This is a genomic window from Legionella nautarum (assembly GCF_001467895.1).
In the GTDB taxonomy this organism is placed as follows: domain Bacteria; phylum Pseudomonadota; class Gammaproteobacteria; order Legionellales; family Legionellaceae; genus Tatlockia; species Tatlockia nautarum.
In genome coordinates, this window is sequence record NZ_LNYO01000004.1 from 16,303 (window position 1) to 33,625 (window position 17,323).

Sequence of the window (17,323 nt, forward strand, 5' to 3'; positions counted from 1 at the left end):
AGCCTTGTCAACCAGAGTAATTCCTACTTGTGAAAAACTAAGTTCAATCATAAAATTTGCTATCCACAAAGACTAATTAGCCAAATAATGCAAATCAATCAAAAAACCTTTCAATGGGCAGTCGTGGGTGCAGGGCCTGCAGGCATTGCAGCGGTAGGAAAATTATTGGACCGCAAGATCCCTCCGTCTGAACTTTTGTGGATTGATCCACACTTTAAAGTAGGTGATCTAGGGCAATTGTGGTCCAATGTCTCTAGCAATACGATTGTAAAACGTTTTGTTGATTTTCTATATGCGGCGGACTCTTTTACTTATAAACAGGCGAAAATCGATTTTCAATTGAATCATTTACCTCCTGATCACACCTGTGTTTTAAATCGAATTGTTGAGCCTTTACAATGGGTTACTAATCAGCTAAGCCAAAAAGTAGTCTGTGAAAAAGCAACCATCCGGCGCATACAATTAAAAGAGCGAAACTGGTTTTTATCCTCTGAAACGCAAATTTACAAAGCAAAAAATGTCATTCTTGCAACGGGGGCCGTCCCTGCAAATCTCAACTATCCTGGTGTGGATGTGCTGCCTTTTGATATTGCTATCGATAGCGAGCGCTTGAAACAATGTATTGATAAAAACAGAACCTATGCAGTTTTTGGCTCTTCGCATTCTGCAATTATCATTATTCGTTATTTGGTCGAACTAGGGGTTAAAAAAATAATTAATTTTTATCGCTCTCCCTGCCGTTATGCAATTGATCTGGGCGACTGGATCTTATTTGATAATACCGGCCTCAAAGGCCAGACAGCCGCTTGGGCGCGGGATAACATCGATGGGGTTTTACCTGATAATTTAGTTCGCTATATCACTAACGAACATAACATTGACCGGTTTCTTCCCCAGTGTGACCAAGTGATTTATGCGGTCGGTTTTGAAAAACGCTCTAATATTATTATTAATGATTATGAACACCTTAGCTATAACCCACATGTCGGAATTATAGGCCCTGGGTTATTCGGTTTAGGGATTGGCTATCCTGAATTAAAAGAAGATCCTTTCGGTAATTTTGAATCACAGGTTGGCTTATGGAAGTTTATGGTTTATTTAGATAAAGTGATGCCAGTCTGGCTTAAATATCCTACCTAAACCTCTCTACTCTGCTCCAACGCCCTGCGGCTTCGGCGTTGTTGCAAACTCCTCTCTCATCCCTACCTACCGCAGCTTGTCTGCGTTATCCAGAAATCTGCGCTAAAAGGCGGGACCTCGGACAAGCTGCGGGGCGGGGCAAAGAGGTGACTTAAGATACAGCCGTACAGGGGAAGAGCCATTACAATAGTTCAAGACAAAGACTGTCTCAATGCAGTATACTTTGGCAATTCTCAATTAGGATCAGGCTATGACTAAACCCATCCATTTTGAAAAGTCCATGACGGAACTTGAAGAAATTGTCATGCAATTGGAAAAAGGTGAATTGTCACTGGATGATTCCCTCAAACAATTCGAGAAAGGAATTGTCTTAGCACGCAAATGCCAAGAAATTTTGCAGCACGCTGAGCAAAAAATTGAGATGCTTGCTACCACAACACCCCCTTTGAGCAGTGAAGTTTCCGATGATTAATCAAGAAATTAGTAATTATTTAGTACGCCATGAAGAGGTTCTACAACAGTTGTTAGCAGATGCAGGCATACCTGCTGATCGCATAAGAAAAGCGATGGCTTACTCTCTTTTTCCAGGTGGTAAAAGACTTCGCCCCATACTTATTTATTTATGCGGAGAAATTCTAAATACGCAACTCTCAAACCTTGATGTCATTGCCGCTGCAGTCGAACTTACTCATTGCTATTCACTGATTCATGATGATTTACCTGCCATGGATAATGATGATTTACGCCGTGGTAAACCTAGCTGTCATAGAGCCTTTGATGAAGCCACTGCGATTTTAGTTGGCGATGGCATGCAAGCCTTAGCTATTGATATTCTTCTCTCCTATTTGCCTAAATCCTTAAATCCCATGAAAGTTATTGACGTAACACGCGAATTAGTGATCGCAAGCGGTCCTGCAGGCATGGTCAGTGGGCAAAGTCTTGATCTCTCTGAATTAACAAATACCGCAATTAGTGAGGGTCAATTACGTACCATCCATTCGCTCAAAACAGGAAAATTGATTTTAGCTTGTGTTAATATGGTCGTCGCTGCCAGTGAACCTGCTGAACTCGCAGTCAAAGCCCTGCGTGATTTTGCGGATCATTTAGGTTTTGTTTTTCAAATCCAAGACGATTATTTAGATCATTATGCTCAGGCTGACTTACTCGGCAAAGGACGGGCCTCTGATCTAGCCAATCAAAAAATGACTTTTGCTAGTCTTTATACTCGAGACGAATTAGAACATTTAATTAAGCATCATTTCCAATTAGCTCGAGATGCTTTAAGACCTTTAGGTCATCAGGCGGAGCATTTACTCGCTCTCACTGATTATCTACATCAACGAAATAATTTAAGCTAAACCTATTATTGGGTATAGTGTACCCATCTTCTCAAGATAACTGATAATGAGGTCATTGCACCATGGAGTTAGGACATTTACTTGCTGGAAAATCAATTAATTATAATTATTTTCTTAATCCAGACAGAATAATGAGCTTTACTTGTGCAATTTGCCTGTTTTTTATTGGATACCTTATTGCCAAACGGCTAAGCCTTGTTACTGAACGAGCACTCTCAAAGCGCTGTTCCCGTCATCAAATTATGCTGGCTCGACGCTCGGTGTTCTATATTATTTTTACTGTCTTTTTTGTCGCTAGTTTGCAACATTTAGGTTTTAAATTGAGTGTTTTGTTGGGAGCAGCAGGAGTTTTTACAGTGGCACTCAGTTTTGCTTCGCAAACAGCCGCATCTAATTTGATCAGTGGTATCTTTTTATTATTTGAGCATCCGTTTAAGGTGGGCGATACCATCGAAGTTAAAGGAATTAATGGAGTGGTTGACTCGATTGATTTACTCTCAACAAAGCTGAAAACCCCTGATAATAAATTGGTACGCATTCCTAATGAAGCGATGATTAAATCTGAAATCATCAATTTAAGTTATTTTTCCACTCGTCGTATTGATTTAATTGTTTCAGTCGCTTATAGCTGCGACCTTAGCAAGGTCAAATCAATGCTAGTCAAGATAGCCAACGATTGTGCACAAGTTTTAAATGATCCTGAGCCCAATGTGACGATTAACAACTTTGCTAACGCCGCTGTTGAACTTAAATTTATGGTCTGGGTTAACACAGCAGACGTATCCTTAGTACGTAATAGCTTGCAAGAAACGATTAAACAACAATTTGATCAAGAAGAAATAGAAACCCCATTACCACAAGTTACAGTACATCGAGTATAGTAAGATGGATCCGATTACCCATGGTGCCTTAGGTGCAGCCTCTGCACAGGTCTTTTTGCACAAACGCGATAAGCGCAATGCTTGGATAGTTGGTGGTTTAGCAGCCATGACACCTGATCTGGATATCTTCATCAACTCGAAATCAGATCCCATGTTAGCCCTCCTCTACCACCGTAATTTTACTCACTCACTCCTGTTTATTCCTATTGGAGCCTTATTAGTGGCTTTAGCGTTTTTGGTATTTAAACGATTCCGCACCCATTGGCAGCTTACTTTGATAGCTGCATTTATTGGCTATGCCACCCATGGTTTACTCGATGCATTGACAAGCTATGGCACGATGTTATTTTGGCCTTTCTCAGATCAACGCATTAGTTGGGATCTTGTTGCTATCATTGATCCAATGGTTACTATCCCTTTAGTGCTTGGGATCGCTTGGACTATTATCCATGATGATCGACGAGGCGCATTGTTTGGCCTTATTTTTGTCGGCTTATTTTTTCTATTTAATAGCGTTCAACATTATCGCGCGCTGTCTACGATGCAAACTTATTTGGCAGCAAAGTATTTATCCGTGAAAAGACTGCGTGCTTTCCCCTATCTTGCTAGTTCAACACTTTGGCGGGATGCTGCTGAAATCGACAGCCAACTCTACATAGCTGATGTGAAAACACCTTTAACCCAAAGTGCTCAACTGAAATCTGTAGGAATTTTTCCTCTTTTTAAAGCTAGCGCTTTACCCCCTTTTGTTAGAAAATCATCAACTCAACTACGAGACTTTAGGATTTTCAACTGGTTTTGTGATGGCTTTGTGATTTTAGCCCAAGCCCAACCTTTAACCTTAGCTGATGGACGTTATCTTATTGATACAAACCCAACGATTTCATTGTGGGGAATTCAATTTGTACCCGGCCAACGGCATGTAACAACCCTAAGTCTTATCAAATTGGAAGAAGCAAAATGACAGTAGCTCTACTTGCAACAGGTGATGAAATTATTCATGGTGATATTCTTAATACCAATAGCCACAATCTAGCTCATGCGTTAAGCTCTGAAGGCTTACCTTTAGGATTACAACTTGTCTGTAGTGATAAAGAACAGGAGCTTTATGATTGCCTTTCTTTTCTAGCCAAACATCACAATATTATTATCATAACCGGCGGACTTGGGCCCACCTCAGATGATCGGACTCGTTTTGCTTTGGGCCGTTTTCTTAAAACCGATTTAGTGGAATTCCCAGCAGCGATTCAACATATTCAAAATCGCTTGGGTCTTAGTGAGCAGGAATTAAACCCAGGAAATCGCCAACAAGCTCTTTTCCCAGCGCAGGCTACTATCCTTCCTAATCCTAACGGGACTGCGGTAGGTTGTTATTGTGTCTATGAGGACAAGGTTTTTATTTTACTGCCTGGTCCACCACGTGAATGCCTGCCGATGTTTAATGATTATGTTCTGCCCTTATTACAGCAAATGACTCATAGCGAAAAACAGATTCATAAATGGCGTTTATTTGGAGTTGCAGAAAGTCAAATTGCTCAAGAAATAGACGAGGCTCTCGTCAAGATAGATTGTAAAACCGGCTATCGTTTGGAAACACCCTATGTCGAATGCAAGGTACGCTGTAAGAGTCAATTAATGGTTGAGGTAATACAGATCGTCGAATCGATAGCAGCCCCCTATATTATTGCTACTCCGGAACAAAAAGCCTCGGAATTACTATACGAAAAGATCGTGAAGAGTCAAATTCCTATCTCCATTATTGATGAGGCAACGGGAGGGATTTTACAAACCTTAATCCAACAACCTGATAGCTATCCTTGGTTAAAATTTTATCATGATAAAGATGCCGCTCTTCATTTTCATCTACGTGGACTGCAAGAATATTGGTCAGGTCAAGGGAAAAAAGGTAAAACTCAAGTGTCTATTCAATATCGCAATGCAAAAATAAACGGCAAAGAAACCCATGAAACCCATGAGCTTCCCTATCGTAGTCCCCTTGTCATTCATTATGCGGCAGAATGGCTAAGCTTCCGCCTCTTTCATCTCATCGATCAGCTGCATTAAGGAGTAGCAGAGCTGTTGGGTGCCAACGCCACTTAGGGCGGAAATCGTAAATACCTTATCCTTCCACTGTAAACCATCGATAAGGCTTTGCACTGCTTTTTGTTTGCTCTCTTCATCGGGAAACATATCTACTTTATTCAAAACGAGCCAACGTGGTTTATTAACCAGTTCTGGATCATAGACTTCCAGTTCATTAATAATTGCTTTGGCCGAGTCGATTGGATTTGTATCATCCTGAGGACAGAGATCAATCACATGTAATAGTACACATGTGCGTGAAAGATGTTTTAAAAATCGATGGCCCAAGCCAGCACCGCTAGCCGCACCTTCAATTAAACCTGGAATATCTGCCATGACGAAACTTTTATGCGCAGAAACACTTACCACGCCTAAGCCAGGATGTAGTGTAGTAAAGGGATAATCAGCTACTTTCGGTTTAGCACTGGAGACTGCTCGAATTAGAGTCGACTTACCCGCATTCGGTAAACCAAGTAAACCTACGTCGGCCAGTACGCGTAACTCCAGACGTAAATGCCGTGCCTCACCTGGAGTACCTTGAGTCGTTTGTCGCGGTGCGCGATTAACACTACTTTTATAACGAGTATTGCCTAAGCCATGAAAGCCGCCCTGAGCAACTAACAAACGTTCGCCGGCATGATTAATATCGCCAAGCAGTTCGCCTGAATCGATATCGTAGACCATTGTTCCCACAGGAACAGAGATGATTAAATCATCTCCTTTTTTACCGGTGCAATTGCCCCCCATACCAGGCTGGCCATTTTCAGCTTTGTAATGTCGTTGGTAACGAAAATCAACCAAAGTATTCAAGTCTGAGCTGGCTTCAAGAAATACCGACCCACCATCACCACCATCTCCTCCATCGGGGCCGCCACGCGGTACAAATTTCTCACGTCTAAAGCTTAGACAACCATGACCGCCATTTCCGGCTTCAATTTTAATGATTGCTTCATCAACGAATTTCATGATTTACACCCCAAAAAAGTAATCGCTCAGATGAGAGGTTGAACGGTTTTTAGGTAGTGACTGTTGGGCCAAGACCCAACCTACATTGCTAAGATGGTTTTCCATCTTTTTTCTCCGTTCGGACTCTGGGGTATCCCCACGAAATTAAATAGACTATTTAGTTCATTGATCGTTTTAGTTTATACCGTTCGCACTGAGGAAGCACGCAGCGCTGTCTCGAAGTGTCGCAAAAAGCCCTCATTCGAGAGAGCCTCAGGACAGGCTTTGATACGCACGCCATGAGTGCTCCTCAGGCTGAGCAGGATAAAATTCATACAAATTCTTTAGATACTCATTTCGTGGGGATACCTCAGTTCGGGCTAAGTCGGTTTAATAGCCGTTCTCAGATAGAACTAAGCACTTACCAAAAAAAAGCCCCGGAATGCCGGGGCCCAGTACTAAACTCTATTCAATATTAGTTTTCTACTGCATTAATTTTCACGTATTTGCGATTTTTAGTACCTTTGATAGTGAACTCAACAATTCCGCTCACTAAAGCGTATAAAGTGTGATCGCGTCCACAACCTACGCCTTCACCAGCATGAAAACGTGTGCCGCGTTGACGAACAAGAATTTCACCTGCATTAACCATTTGGCCGCCAAAGCGCTTAACGCCAAGGAACTTAGGATTCGAGTCGCGGCCATTACGTGTACTACCGCCTGCTTTCTTATGAGCCATTTCTTTCCCCTCTTACTTACTGATGGAAGTAATTTTTACTTGCGTATAATATTGTCGATGACCCATTTGTTTCATGTGGTGCTTACGACGACGAAACTTAATAATTTTCACTTTCTTGTGGCGACCATGAGCAAGCACTTCAGCTTTAACCGCTGCTTTTGCAACGAGTGGAGTACCCCAAGTCATCTTATCACCATCGGCAAGCATGAGGACTTCAGAGAAACTGACTTCGTTACCTACATCATCGGACATCAATTCTAATTTTAGAATATCACCTTCTTTTACGCGGTATTGCTTACCGCCAGCCTTAATTACAGCATACATAGCTATTTCTCCAACTCGCCTGAATGGCTTTTACGAATTCAATAAAGTGGCATATTCTATGAAATTACGCCAATGACTTCAAGTTGATTTTAAAATATTGTATACTTCGCCACCCTATCTATATTAGGGAACCTTGTTCCTGGTCGCGGGACAACAGGTTTTTACTCATTATGGAGACTACTAATGTCAACAATCGTTTTAGAAGCTGAAACAAGAAAAGACCTGGGGAAAGGTGCGAGCCGCCGCCTACGTCGTCTTGAAAATAAAGTACCTGCTGTTTTATACGGTGGAGACAAAAAACCCCAATCAATTCATTTATTACATAATAAAGTAATAAAAGCGTTAGAAAGCGAAAGCATTTATTCTAGTGTTTTTGATTTACATGTTGATGGTAAAGTAGAACATGTGATTCTAAAAGATCTACAACGTCATCCTTACAAACCCGTTATTATGCATATGGACTTACAACGTGTAGGGGCGAAAGATGTGTTAGTAATCCACGTTCCTCTTCATTTTATCAATGAGCAAACATCTAAAGGCGTTAAAGCAGGTGGTATAATTTCTCACACGATGAACCAAGTTGAAGTGCGCTGTCAGGCAAAAAATCTTCCTGAATTCATTGAAGTAGATATGGCCGCTGTGGAAATGGATGACGTCATTCACCTTTCTGACCTTAAACTTCCTAAAGGTGTACAACTCACAGTAGACGTGAAAGATGGTAGCCATGATTTACCCGTTGTCAGTATTCATGCGCCTAAAGTTGCTATTATCGAAGAAGAGGAAGTAGCTGCTTCTGCTTCAGAAGAAACAGAAACTGAAGCGGCTCCTGAAGAAAACGAAGAGAAAGGCACTGAATAGCGCATTTCTTTTTAGAAGTGGATGGGCTGAAAAGCCCATCATTGAATGAGCCCTCCTTATGGCAATTAAACTTATTATCGGCTTACGCAATCCCGGTTCTGCCTATGAGCATACTCGACATAATGCCGGTGGATGGTTTGTAGAAACTTTAACTCAGCGCCATAATGGCTCATTTAAAGTGGAGAAAAAGCTCCATGGTGAAGTAGCGAGTTTTACAATTAATAATGTTTCTTGTAAAACCTTACTCCCTTTGACTTTTATGAATCATAGTGGATTAGCAACTAGGGAAATCGCTCAGTTTTACCGTATTAATCCCGATGAAATCTTAGTTGCCCATGATGAACTGGACCTAGCTCCAGGAAGAATAAAGATTAAAACAGGCGGTGGCCATGGCGGACATAATGGTCTTAGGGACATTATTGCCCAATTAGGTAGTTCTGAATTTCATCGTTTACGAGTAGGAATCGGCCATCCAGGCCATAAAGATTTAGTATTAAATTTTGTATTAGGAAAACCATCACCACAGGATAGACAATTAATGTTTGACGCTATCGATCGGGGAGTTGCGGTGATTCCTACCTTGTTGACAGGCAATATTGCCGGAGCTATGAATTTATTAAACGGTTAGATAAGCAGCAAATCTAGCGATATCTGAGATTTTGTGAGGTGCACAATGGGATTTAAATGTGGAATAGTAGGCTTACCTAATGTAGGTAAATCAACTCTCTTCAATGCATTAACTAAAGCAGGTATTGAAGCGGCAAACTATCCTTTTTGTACCATCGAACCGAACGTCGGTATCGTTACAGTACCTGACCCACGTCTTGATGCCTTGAGTGCAATCGTAAAACCGCAACAGGTCGTTCCAGCCACAATGCAATTTGTAGATATTGCCGGACTGGTTAAGGGAGCAGCCAAAGGTGAGGGGTTAGGCAATCAATTTTTAGCTAATATTCGCGAAACTGATGCCATTGCTCACGTGGTACGTTGTTTTGATAATTCAGACGTTGTCCATGTTGAAGGCCGAGTTGATCCCTTAAGCGACATTGAAGTTATTAATACCGAATTAGCACTTGCCGATATGGAAACTGTCGAAAAAGCACTTAATAAAGCGGGTAAAAACAGTAAAAGCGGCAATAAAGAAGCTCTCTTTGAAAAACAAACGCTTGAAAAAATAAAGGCCCATTTAGATGCGGGATTTCTAGTGCGCACTTTGCCACTCACCACAGAAGAGCAATCTGTTTCTCGTCGATTATTTCTACTCACAGCAAAACCTGTACTTTATATTGCTAACGTTGATGATAATGGCTACGACAATAATCCTTATTTAGACAAAGTAAACGCCCTAGCTCAACAAGAAAATTCTTCTATAGTTGCCCTGAGTGCAGCAACAGAAGCTGAGCTTGTGGACTTAGATGAAGCCGATCGTAAAGAATTTATGGATGACTTAGGTCTTGATGAACCGGGATTACATCGAGTCATTCGTGCGGGCTATGAGCTCTTAGGCTTACAAACTTATTTCACAGCCGGAGTCAAAGAAGTTCGCGCATGGACTATACATAAAGGCGCCACAGCCCCTCAAGCCGCTTCAGTGATTCATACTGATTTTGAAAAAGGATTTATTCGTGCTGAGGTCATTGCCTATGAAGCATTTATCACCTATGGAGGAGAACAAGGGGCCAAAGAAGCAGGAAAATTACGTCTTGAAGGCAAAGAATACATTGTTTGTGATGGCGATGTAATGCATTTTCGCTTTAATGTATAAAATTTTTCACCGCTAGACTGATATCTGATCATACTGTATAATGCATCCCCTATCACAAGGCAGATGATTTAGAGGTTTACCTTGTCATTTATTACTGCAACTTTCTTGGGTTCTCAGGGAAGCGGAAAAACTTCTCTAATCTATCGTTTTAAAAGCGGTAAATTTATTAGTGATGAACAGCGTAAATATACAAGTGATTATCCTGAAGACGATTGGGGTGTCTATTATACGACTGTACATATTGATGAAAGCAGCAGCCTTAAAATTTGGGATATCTCAGAATCCAATAAAATCCCACCGCAGTATATTCCAGAATTAAAAAAGTCTTACCTGAAAGATTGCCATGTTTGTGTATACGCCCTTGATTTATCAAAAGAGCTCGACGAAGAAGCCTTTGCCGCCGATCTTAAATTGATAAAAGAAACCTCTCCTAATACAGCAATAGTCTTAGTTGGATGCAAAAGCGATTTGCAGGTATCTCGAAAAATCGATGATGCATTATTAAACAAGCTCCAGAAAAACTATCAAATTGCTTACACACCATTTATTACTTCAGCCCAGAACGACGACCAGGTAAAGGAATTATTTACTGCAATTATTCAAATTGGGCAGTACCAAAAAGCAAAAAACTATGTTGATTCTCATACACAGCTCAAACCTTACTGGATTCATGAACCAACATTGGCAGAGATGAAGACACTTCTGAAAACCAATTTAACCTTACATGAAGCCGTAGTTAATTTTGAAAATTTAATTGCTAAATTACCTTCCTATCAAGAACAAGCCATGAGAGATGCACTCATCGAATTACTCGTTGGCTTACTCGACTCCGAACAAGATAAGAAAAAAATCATCGAAACCTTCGTCAAGACGTGCGATGCAGCCTTGCAAGAAGCCAGCACACTAGGCATAGCAAAATCAGTCATTACCAAAATAAGCAAAAGTGTTATCGTTGTTGCAGCCGCATCTACAGTAACCGTGTTGCTGGGTTCATTAATTTTTGGTTTAGGGATGGGTACGCTGATTATCGGCGGTCTTATAGGAGCGGGAATAGGATATCAATTATTAAAACAAGGATTCTTCAAATCGCCTCTTAATCGAGCATTTGACCAACTTATTGAAGCAGCGGATGACAATTTTATCGCCTCTGATTTAATGTCGCGTGAAGAACCTGCTGAAACATTTGATTGTAGGGTTTAATGAGTGACCATTGATGGATAAAACCTTTCTTTATCTAGAATCATTAAATCTCAACTCATTCCGTTTTTATTAAAAACGAACTATGGATTAAAATAAAACCAACGATATAATTGCCACATCCTTAATTTTAGTTTGAGAAAAACAAATGAAAAAACTCTTTCTTATTTTAACCCTTATTCCTTCACTATTGTCCGCAGCGAACATCCAGATACCTTATACAGAATTAGCATCGCGTCTAGACCCTCACTGGGAACAAATTACCCCGCCTGATTTTGGTGCTTGGAGCAACTTGGCAATTATGCACCGAGCCGCAGTACCACATGGTTGGCTAATTACCACAGCATATAAAGATGTAACGACTATTTTTGTTCCCGATGAAAACCATGAATGGCTAAAGTAGCTCACAGCTTAGAGGGAAAGGAGAATGGTGGCATTACAAAATAAAAACTGTTTCACAATGTGATGAAAAATGTCTTTGCTATCTTCTTCTTTTCAAAAGCTTGTGTTCCTTATTTAAAGGAATCATCCAACCCTCTCTCTATGCAATTAATCTCAATGCGACTGCTGTAAAAGATATTTTTCTTCCAGGTGTGGATTATCAGTTACTGCAAACCCTATTGTGAATCGCATTCCAGAATTTTCAATATAATCACATACCTGTCTCCCTATGTCACCCACCCCACACCATCCTGAGCGAAGGCATCCCCCTAAAGTTATGTCAGCGAAAATACCTAACATTTACAAGCATGTTCAAAAAAACTAAGAAATAGTTTCGCTCGAAATGAAGTGGGGAGAGGTTACAAAATAAAAACATAGATCATGTAGCCAACCAAGTTTACAGTTTTGTTAAATTTGTTGACTAAATAGCAACAATTGACTATCTTTGCACTCAGTCAGTTTGGTGATTGCTACGAATATTAAAAAAGAGAGCAAATTATGTTAATTCGATTAATGCTTGGAGCACTGCAATTTCAAAAAGCATCCTTTCCAGACATGGAAGATATGTTTCAAAAATTAAGTACAGGGCAAAAACCTACTGTTCTTTTCTTTGCCTGTTCAGATTCTCGTATTGATCCCCCTCTTATAACGGAGTCAAAACCTGGAGATTTATTTTCCTCTCGAAATATAGGTAATATCATTCCACCTTATTCTGCTGGCGAAAAAAGTGTGGCAGCAATCATTGAGTATGCACTCACCAAATTACCCACAGAAGACGTGATTGTTTGTGGTCATTCCAATTGTGGCGCAATGGCAGGTTTATTAACCCCAGGAATTGAACATCAATTAGCTGCTGTATCCTCATGGATTGCCCACTCCCATTCTGTGCGCGAAACCATGGAGAAAGAAGCTAAATTTACCGGTGATTTCGCTACAGATGTATTAGAGTTGACTAAACGAAATGTTTTGGCGCAAGTAGAAAATTTGAAAACTTATCCGCTGGTGGCTGAAAAACTTGAACGCAAGGAATTAAATTTACACGCCTGGTATTTTGACATTAAAACAGCTACGGTCTCTGTTTACTCAGAAAAGTACAAGCATTTCATTCCATTGGAAAAAGCGTTCCTAATTGCGCTTGAAGAGAGAAGAAAGCGTATTGTCTGTGAAGTTGCAATGAATTATCTGGCACAATTTACCAACCCTTTAACAGCAAAAGATTATCAGTATGTAACAAGGGTTTTTTCTCTGCTGGGTACTGATCTAAGCCCTATTTGGCCGCAAATCAAAGCTCAGATTAGCTCAGAACTTTGGAAAGAATTAGGTGCGCTCTACAGGGATCCACTTGATCCTCAGTTCACCAATATAGTTGAACAAGGTTGCAAAACTAGGCTAGAGAATTTAAAAGATTTCCAAAAAAACATCATTGAATCAATAGGTTATCACCAATACTGTAGCAAATTTATTCATCGCAATTTGCTGTTTAAACCCGCTCCACTAACACTACCGACGACAATAACTGTACCTAGCACCATTTATAATGAACTTTTGAGTAATGGTCTTAAATAAAGGATAGAAAATCAACTTAGCCTGACAACTGAGGGGGATGGACTATCCTCTTCTAATTGCTCAATCTTAATCTTATTGAGCGAATTACCACTATCGATATAAGCAAAAGCCTGAGAAAAATCACGCAATTCCATCTTAAAAGTTGAGCGCGAAGTAGTAGAAATTTCGAGCCTTATCTCTCCTTTATTATCAATAACTTCCTTTGCCTGACGACCGCCTGGTAAGAAAAACTGAGTAATCCAGCGATCTTCTGCATAAGGATTACGCAAAATCACAAATTTTCGGTGGGTCATTTTACTCTCCGTAAACCCTAGCACTGCATAGCTGTGTTGTGCAATTAAACCCTCAGACGCTTTTGCTTTAGGTGAGGCAACAATGGGCTGTTGTGCTTTATGTGCTTCGACTAAAGCACTATAAACTATTAGTTCATCTTTACTGTAATGGTTTTTTCCTGGTAAAAGCTTATTTTTAATGAGCCACTGTTTAACCGCTAATATTGCTTTTAGAGGGGAATCCTTGGACTTTTGTTGTTGACAATCTATAAAATTGAGAACCTCTTCTTCAAATAGAAGTTCTTTTCCAGAAACTAATTTTTTCCAGCTTTCTGGATCCTGAGCAACCCAATCCCACCAGTCATTTAATAAGCTTTTATCGTCTGAAAAAATATGTTTGATGAGCAAAACTTCTGTAGCCAATCTATCGTAGGGTCTTAATAAAAAGATGAAGGAATAAATATCCTCACCCGAACAACCATAAATTCTTTTGTTATACAATTCTTCGACAGTAGTGCGGGATTGGATAGAAGGGGCAATATAAGTATCAAACCCTCCAAGAAAGGTGCGCAGAACCTGCCTTGCATCTCCCGCTTTTAAGGTTTTATCATAATCACCGCTCATCAATGCCAAAGCTCCCGAGCTTAAAAGCCCCCAATTGGTAGGTAGCGATTTTTCAACAGCTATCCACATTGGCTTATCATCCTGAAAAAAATGGACATAAACTTTGTCCGATTTTTCAATAAGTAATTGACGGATATAGCTTTCTCCTTCTGGCAAAGCAAGAATGGCATTGATTACTGATAGTAGAAAGCAATTACCCGTATTTCCTCCTTGTTTTATTTGGTCCACAGCTAATCGTGGCGGGTAGATAGACTCGGTTGTTTTAGCATGGCTAATAGAGAAAAAAAATCGCCCCCCTTTGGGATTAGGAGCGTCTAAAACATTAGATGGCATTATTTTAATATCGGATGATCATTAATAAGGCTAATTTTACTAAAATTTGCCCAACTGGAAAATAGCTGAATAGAACAATAACGAGTAAATAGCCTATTTTTTTGTAAAAAATTTTTTTCCCTTCTTTATAAGCAAAAATCAGCCCTCTAAGGAGCTGGCTTGTTATGATAAAAATATTCCATTATGAGAAATTAATGAACATTTAATCTATAATAAATAAACCTTCAGGTGTATTTTTGATGTGGCTCAACGAGCAATTTTCCAAAAATCGCTAGGAGGTGAATGGACAATTTGAATAAGGACATCTGTTATAAACATTTTTTACGAGGTATGCCAACTCAATTCCTTGATATGGCGAGTAGAAATGAAGGGAAATTAACAGGGTAAAAGAATGTACTTATTCAAACAATTGATAGAATGGGTTGCTAATGATACCACTCCACAAATAGGTTACAGTCGTCAATATAGATTAATTAAAACTGTCAGTGTCGAGCTTATCATTCTTGGTCTTTTCTTAATTTACATTTATAGCTCCTGGCATCTTTGGCGTTTGGTTTATCTTGTCACCGGAGCCTGTGTTATTGCAGCGCTCAATCTAATTATTCTTAAAAAAAATAAAAACAGTATATTCTGCGGCCATGTGTTGACTCTTCTTGTTTTAATCTCAACAACCTTGGCCAATTGTTGGATGGGGGGCATCGCTACTTCTTATTTTGGTTGGTTTTATGTCGTACCGATCCTTGCTGCAGCTGTAATAGGCTGGTCGGGTTTACTGATCTATGCCTCTATTGCCCTCTTTATGGTTATTTTCTTCACAACGCAGACTGTTATCCCTGTCTACGAATTAGCTAACGCTGATTTTTTATTAATGGGATTTATAAACCGTTTTTTTTCATTATTTGTCATTACAACAACTTTATATACCGTTCTACGGGAAAACGCACAATACGAAAAAATGCTCCGCGACCACAATTATTTATTACAGGCCGATAAGGATAAATTTCATTATCTTGCCCGCTATGACACTCTAACTAATTTGCCCAATCGCTCTTATTTCAACGCTTATTTACAAAATGTGCTTGATTCAGCCAAGATTAAAGGTCATTGTGTAACTGTCTTCTTTATGGACTTCGATGGCTTGAAAGAAGTGAATGATCATTACGGGCATGAAGCCGGTGATATTTTACTTGCTGAAGGAGGCAACCGCATGCAAGCTTGCCTCAGAGAAAATGACTTTCTCGCTCGGCTAGGCGGTGATGAGTTCACTGCCGTCGTCAATCATCTTGAAAAAGACAAAATACCTAAGTCGATTGCACAGCGTATTATCGAGGAGTTCAATAGACCTTTTGTAATTGGCGGCAGAGAAATTCATTGCAAGATCAGTATTGGCCTAGCGAGTTATCCCCATGATACTCGAAATGCCGATGCCCTGATTGCCAAAGCTGACAAGGCAATGTATGCCGCTAAAAACCTTGGTGGGAATACCTACCGTAAGAATAAGCGAACAAAGAAAATTTTTTATAAGGAATTTTCCATCCCCCGTTCAAAAAACTAACCTTAACCTGCTTCTCCTCAAAACGAGGAGAAGCCAACCGGGGCCCCCTGATATTTTCTCATTTGGCTTAGGTTACAAACTTGACATTAATCGAGCCCCCCCTTAGCATGCATAGATTCCATGAGTGAGGATTAACAATGACGGTAAACCGTTTAAAAGCGCTAGTGAGTGATGATTTCGATGCGGTTAATACCCTCATTATTAACAAAATCCAATCACAAATTGGCTTAATTGATGATTTAGCGCATCATATTGTACAAAGCGGTGGTAAGCGCCTACGCCCTTTACTAGTGCTTCTAGCAAGCCGTGCATGCAATTATACCGGTAAAGATCACATCACATTGGCAGCAATGATTGAGTTTTTTCATACGGCAACCTTATTACATGATGATGTCGTCGATGAATCTACCTTAAGGCGCGGACGCGAAACCGCTAACGAGATTTGGGGCTCCAAGGCAAGCATTCTTGTCGGCGACTATCTTTTTACGCAATCCGTACAACTTATGGTAAGTGTTAACCATTCACAAATTCTTCGCTTATTAGCGGATACTTCACATCAAATTAGTTGTGGAGAAGTGAAACAGCTTGTCAATCGCCATAACTCTTCCTTGTCAATCGAAGATTATTTTGACGTTATTCGTTCCAAAACTGCCCTGTTATTTGCCACCTCAGCCTCTATTGGGGCTCTCTTATCAGAGTCCGGCGAAAAAGTTGAACAAAGCTTATATGCCTATGGCCTTCATTTGGGTAATGCCTTTCAACTGATCGATGATGCTCTAGACTATTGTTCAGATGCAAAAACAATTGGCAAAAACATTGGCGATGATTTGGCTGATGGTAAAGCCACTCTACCCCTGCTGCACGCCCTGCAACACGGTACTTCGGCACAGCAACAACTAATCAGAGATAGTCTTCGTGAAGGAAGTTTGCAACATTTAACTGAAATCCTTGAAGCAATTGAGACCACCAAAGCGATAGAATTCACGAGAAACTATGCTGCACAAGAGGTTGATCGCGCTTTAACTGCCTTAGAAATTCTACCCAAGACAGTCTATAAAGATGCATTAGTAGAACTTGCCCTTTTTTCTCTGCAGCGTGATCACTAATTTGGATAGGTTCCGGCACAGCCTTGCCTCAGTAGAAAAATCAGATCGGAGTGTAGCTCAGCCTGGTAGAGCACTGCCTTCGGGAGGCAGGGGTCGCAAGTTCGATTCTTGTCACTCCGACCATCAAAAAAATCTTC

The 17,323-nt window shown here is 40.3% G+C and carries 18 protein-coding genes and 1 tRNA gene; 15 read left to right on the forward strand and 4 right to left on the reverse strand.

Annotation, left to right across the window (positions count from 1 at the left end; all coding sequences use genetic code 11):
- Nucleotides 1-93: 93 nt before the first annotated feature.
- The 6 genes from Lnau_RS01730 (at nt 94) to Lnau_RS01755 (ending at nt 5,443) form a co-directional block, all read left to right on the forward strand.
- Nucleotides 94-1,140 carry an FAD-dependent oxidoreductase gene (locus Lnau_RS01730; RefSeq protein WP_058503517.1) on the forward strand — a complete coding sequence of 349 codons (1,047 nt, stop codon included), beginning with the start codon at nt 94-96 and terminating at the stop codon, nt 1,138-1,140.
- Between the two features lie 250 nt (nt 1,141-1,390).
- Complete coding sequence (locus Lnau_RS01735; protein WP_058503428.1) at nt 1,391-1,612, forward strand: exodeoxyribonuclease VII small subunit; 222 nt, start codon at nt 1,391-1,393, stop codon at nt 1,610-1,612.
- Nucleotides 1,605-2,498, forward strand: a complete 894-nt coding sequence (locus Lnau_RS01740) for a polyprenyl synthetase family protein (protein WP_058503429.1) — start codon at nt 1,605-1,607, stop codon at nt 2,496-2,498. The genes Lnau_RS01735 and Lnau_RS01740 overlap by 8 nt, the downstream gene beginning before the upstream one ends.
- Before the next feature lie 62 nt (nt 2,499-2,560).
- Entirely contained in the window at nt 2,561-3,379 is an 819-nt protein-coding gene (locus Lnau_RS01745; RefSeq protein WP_058503430.1) for a mechanosensitive ion channel family protein, read from the forward strand.
- Between the two features lie 4 nt (nt 3,380-3,383).
- Entirely contained in the window at nt 3,384-4,343 is a 960-nt protein-coding gene (locus Lnau_RS01750; RefSeq protein ID WP_058503431.1) for a metal-dependent hydrolase, read from the forward strand.
- The gene (locus tag Lnau_RS01755) at nt 4,340-5,443 is read left to right on the forward strand and encodes a competence/damage-inducible protein A (RefSeq protein WP_058503432.1); all 1,104 of its coding nucleotides are present in this window, start codon (nt 4,340-4,342) and stop codon (nt 5,441-5,443) included. The genes Lnau_RS01750 and Lnau_RS01755 overlap by 4 nt, the downstream gene beginning before the upstream one ends.
- Here the strand turns inward: Lnau_RS01755 and cgtA are convergent.
- The 3 genes from cgtA to rplU all read right to left on the reverse strand — a co-directional run bounded on the left by cgtA (nt 5,402) and on the right by rplU (nt 7,469).
- On the reverse strand, nt 5,402-6,427 hold the full coding sequence (gene cgtA / locus Lnau_RS01760; protein ID WP_058503433.1) for an Obg family GTPase CgtA: 1,026 nt from the start codon (nt 6,425-6,427) through the stop codon (nt 5,402-5,404). The genes Lnau_RS01755 and cgtA overlap by 42 nt on opposite strands.
- Nucleotides 6,428-6,881: 454 nt before the next feature.
- Nucleotides 6,882-7,145 (reverse strand): 50S ribosomal protein L27, encoded by a 264-nt coding sequence (gene rpmA / locus Lnau_RS01765; RefSeq protein ID WP_058503434.1) that lies wholly within the window; start codon nt 7,143-7,145, stop codon nt 6,882-6,884.
- A gap of 12 nt (nt 7,146-7,157) precedes the next feature.
- Nucleotides 7,158-7,469 (reverse strand): 50S ribosomal protein L21, encoded by a 312-nt coding sequence (gene rplU / locus Lnau_RS01770; protein ID WP_058503435.1) that lies wholly within the window; start codon nt 7,467-7,469, stop codon nt 7,158-7,160.
- 183 nt (nt 7,470-7,652) lie between these two features.
- Here rplU and Lnau_RS01775 point away from each other — a divergent pair, with 183 nt between their 5' ends.
- From Lnau_RS01775 to Lnau_RS01800, 6 genes are all read left to right on the forward strand, one after another.
- On the forward strand, nt 7,653-8,327 hold the full coding sequence (locus tag Lnau_RS01775) for a 50S ribosomal protein L25/general stress protein Ctc (protein WP_058503436.1): 675 nt from the start codon (nt 7,653-7,655) through the stop codon (nt 8,325-8,327).
- A gap of 58 nt (nt 8,328-8,385) precedes the next feature.
- Entirely contained in the window at nt 8,386-8,955 is a 570-nt protein-coding gene (pth, locus tag Lnau_RS01780) for an aminoacyl-tRNA hydrolase (RefSeq protein ID WP_058503437.1), read from the forward strand.
- Between the two features lie 45 nt (nt 8,956-9,000).
- Nucleotides 9,001-10,092, forward strand: coding sequence for a redox-regulated ATPase YchF (gene ychF, locus Lnau_RS01785; RefSeq protein WP_058503438.1), 1,092 nt, complete (start codon nt 9,001-9,003; stop codon nt 10,090-10,092).
- Nucleotides 10,093-10,173: 81 nt separating this feature from the next.
- Nucleotides 10,174-11,292 carry a P-loop NTPase family protein gene (locus Lnau_RS01790; RefSeq protein ID WP_058503439.1) on the forward strand — a complete coding sequence of 373 codons (1,119 nt, stop codon included), beginning with the start codon at nt 10,174-10,176 and terminating at the stop codon, nt 11,290-11,292.
- A 145-nt stretch (nt 11,293-11,437) separates the two neighbouring features.
- Nucleotides 11,438-11,692, forward strand: coding sequence for a hypothetical protein (locus Lnau_RS01795; protein ID WP_058503440.1), 255 nt, complete (start codon nt 11,438-11,440; stop codon nt 11,690-11,692).
- 536 nt (nt 11,693-12,228) lie between these two features.
- Nucleotides 12,229-13,296: a carbonic anhydrase gene (locus Lnau_RS01800; protein WP_058503441.1), complete on the forward strand. Its 1,068-nt coding sequence runs from the start codon at nt 12,229-12,231 to the stop codon at nt 13,294-13,296.
- Nucleotides 13,297-13,307: 11 nt separating this feature from the next.
- On the opposite strand, the gene Lnau_RS01805 is transcribed toward Lnau_RS01800, so the two are convergent.
- Entirely contained in the window at nt 13,308-14,525 is a 1,218-nt protein-coding gene (locus Lnau_RS01805; RefSeq protein ID WP_058503442.1) for a C2 family cysteine protease, read from the reverse strand.
- Between the two features lie 391 nt (nt 14,526-14,916).
- On the opposite strand from Lnau_RS01805, the gene Lnau_RS16715 reads away from it, so the two are divergent.
- From Lnau_RS16715 to Lnau_RS01820, 3 genes are all read left to right on the forward strand, one after another.
- Nucleotides 14,917-16,080, forward strand: coding sequence for a diguanylate cyclase domain-containing protein (locus Lnau_RS16715; RefSeq protein ID WP_065240229.1), 1,164 nt, complete (start codon nt 14,917-14,919; stop codon nt 16,078-16,080).
- Between the two features lie 137 nt (nt 16,081-16,217).
- Nucleotides 16,218-17,186 carry a polyprenyl synthetase family protein gene (locus Lnau_RS01815; protein ID WP_058503443.1) on the forward strand — a complete coding sequence of 323 codons (969 nt, stop codon included), beginning with the start codon at nt 16,218-16,220 and terminating at the stop codon, nt 17,184-17,186.
- A gap of 46 nt (nt 17,187-17,232) precedes the next feature.
- Nucleotides 17,233-17,309, forward strand: a tRNA-Pro gene (locus tag Lnau_RS01820).
- Nucleotides 17,310-17,323 lie beyond the last annotated feature (14 nt).

Coding starts and splice junctions, on each gene's coding strand:
- Lnau_RS01735 (WP_058503428.1), top strand. CDS start 1,391: ATGACTAAACCCATCCATTTTGAAAAGTCCATGACGGAACTTGAAGAA.
- Lnau_RS01740 (WP_058503429.1), top strand. CDS start 1,605: ATGATTAATCAAGAAATTAGTAATTATTTAGTACGCCATGAAGAGGTT.
- Lnau_RS01745 (WP_058503430.1), top strand. CDS start 2,561: ATGGAGTTAGGACATTTACTTGCTGGAAAATCAATTAATTATAATTAT.
- Lnau_RS01750 (WP_058503431.1), top strand. CDS start 3,384: ATGGATCCGATTACCCATGGTGCCTTAGGTGCAGCCTCTGCACAGGTC.
- Lnau_RS01755 (WP_058503432.1), top strand. CDS start 4,340: ATGACAGTAGCTCTACTTGCAACAGGTGATGAAATTATTCATGGTGAT.
- cgtA (WP_058503433.1), bottom strand. CDS start 6,427: ATGAAATTCGTTGATGAAGCAATCATTAAAATTGAAGCCGGAAATGGC.
- rpmA (WP_058503434.1), bottom strand. CDS start 7,145: ATGGCTCATAAGAAAGCAGGCGGTAGTACACGTAATGGCCGCGACTCG.
- rplU (WP_058503435.1), bottom strand. CDS start 7,469: ATGTATGCTGTAATTAAGGCTGGCGGTAAGCAATACCGCGTAAAAGAA.
- Lnau_RS01775 (WP_058503436.1), top strand. CDS start 7,653: ATGTCAACAATCGTTTTAGAAGCTGAAACAAGAAAAGACCTGGGGAAA.
- pth (WP_058503437.1), top strand. CDS start 8,386: ATGGCAATTAAACTTATTATCGGCTTACGCAATCCCGGTTCTGCCTAT.
- ychF (WP_058503438.1), top strand. CDS start 9,001: ATGGGATTTAAATGTGGAATAGTAGGCTTACCTAATGTAGGTAAATCA.
- Lnau_RS01795 (WP_058503440.1), top strand. CDS start 11,438: ATGAAAAAACTCTTTCTTATTTTAACCCTTATTCCTTCACTATTGTCC.
- Lnau_RS01800 (WP_058503441.1), top strand. CDS start 12,229: ATGTTAATTCGATTAATGCTTGGAGCACTGCAATTTCAAAAAGCATCC.
- Lnau_RS01805 (WP_058503442.1), bottom strand. CDS start 14,525: ATGCCATCTAATGTTTTAGACGCTCCTAATCCCAAAGGGGGGCGATTT.
- Lnau_RS16715 (WP_065240229.1), top strand. CDS start 14,917: ATGTACTTATTCAAACAATTGATAGAATGGGTTGCTAATGATACCACT.
- Lnau_RS01815 (WP_058503443.1), top strand. CDS start 16,218: ATGACGGTAAACCGTTTAAAAGCGCTAGTGAGTGATGATTTCGATGCG.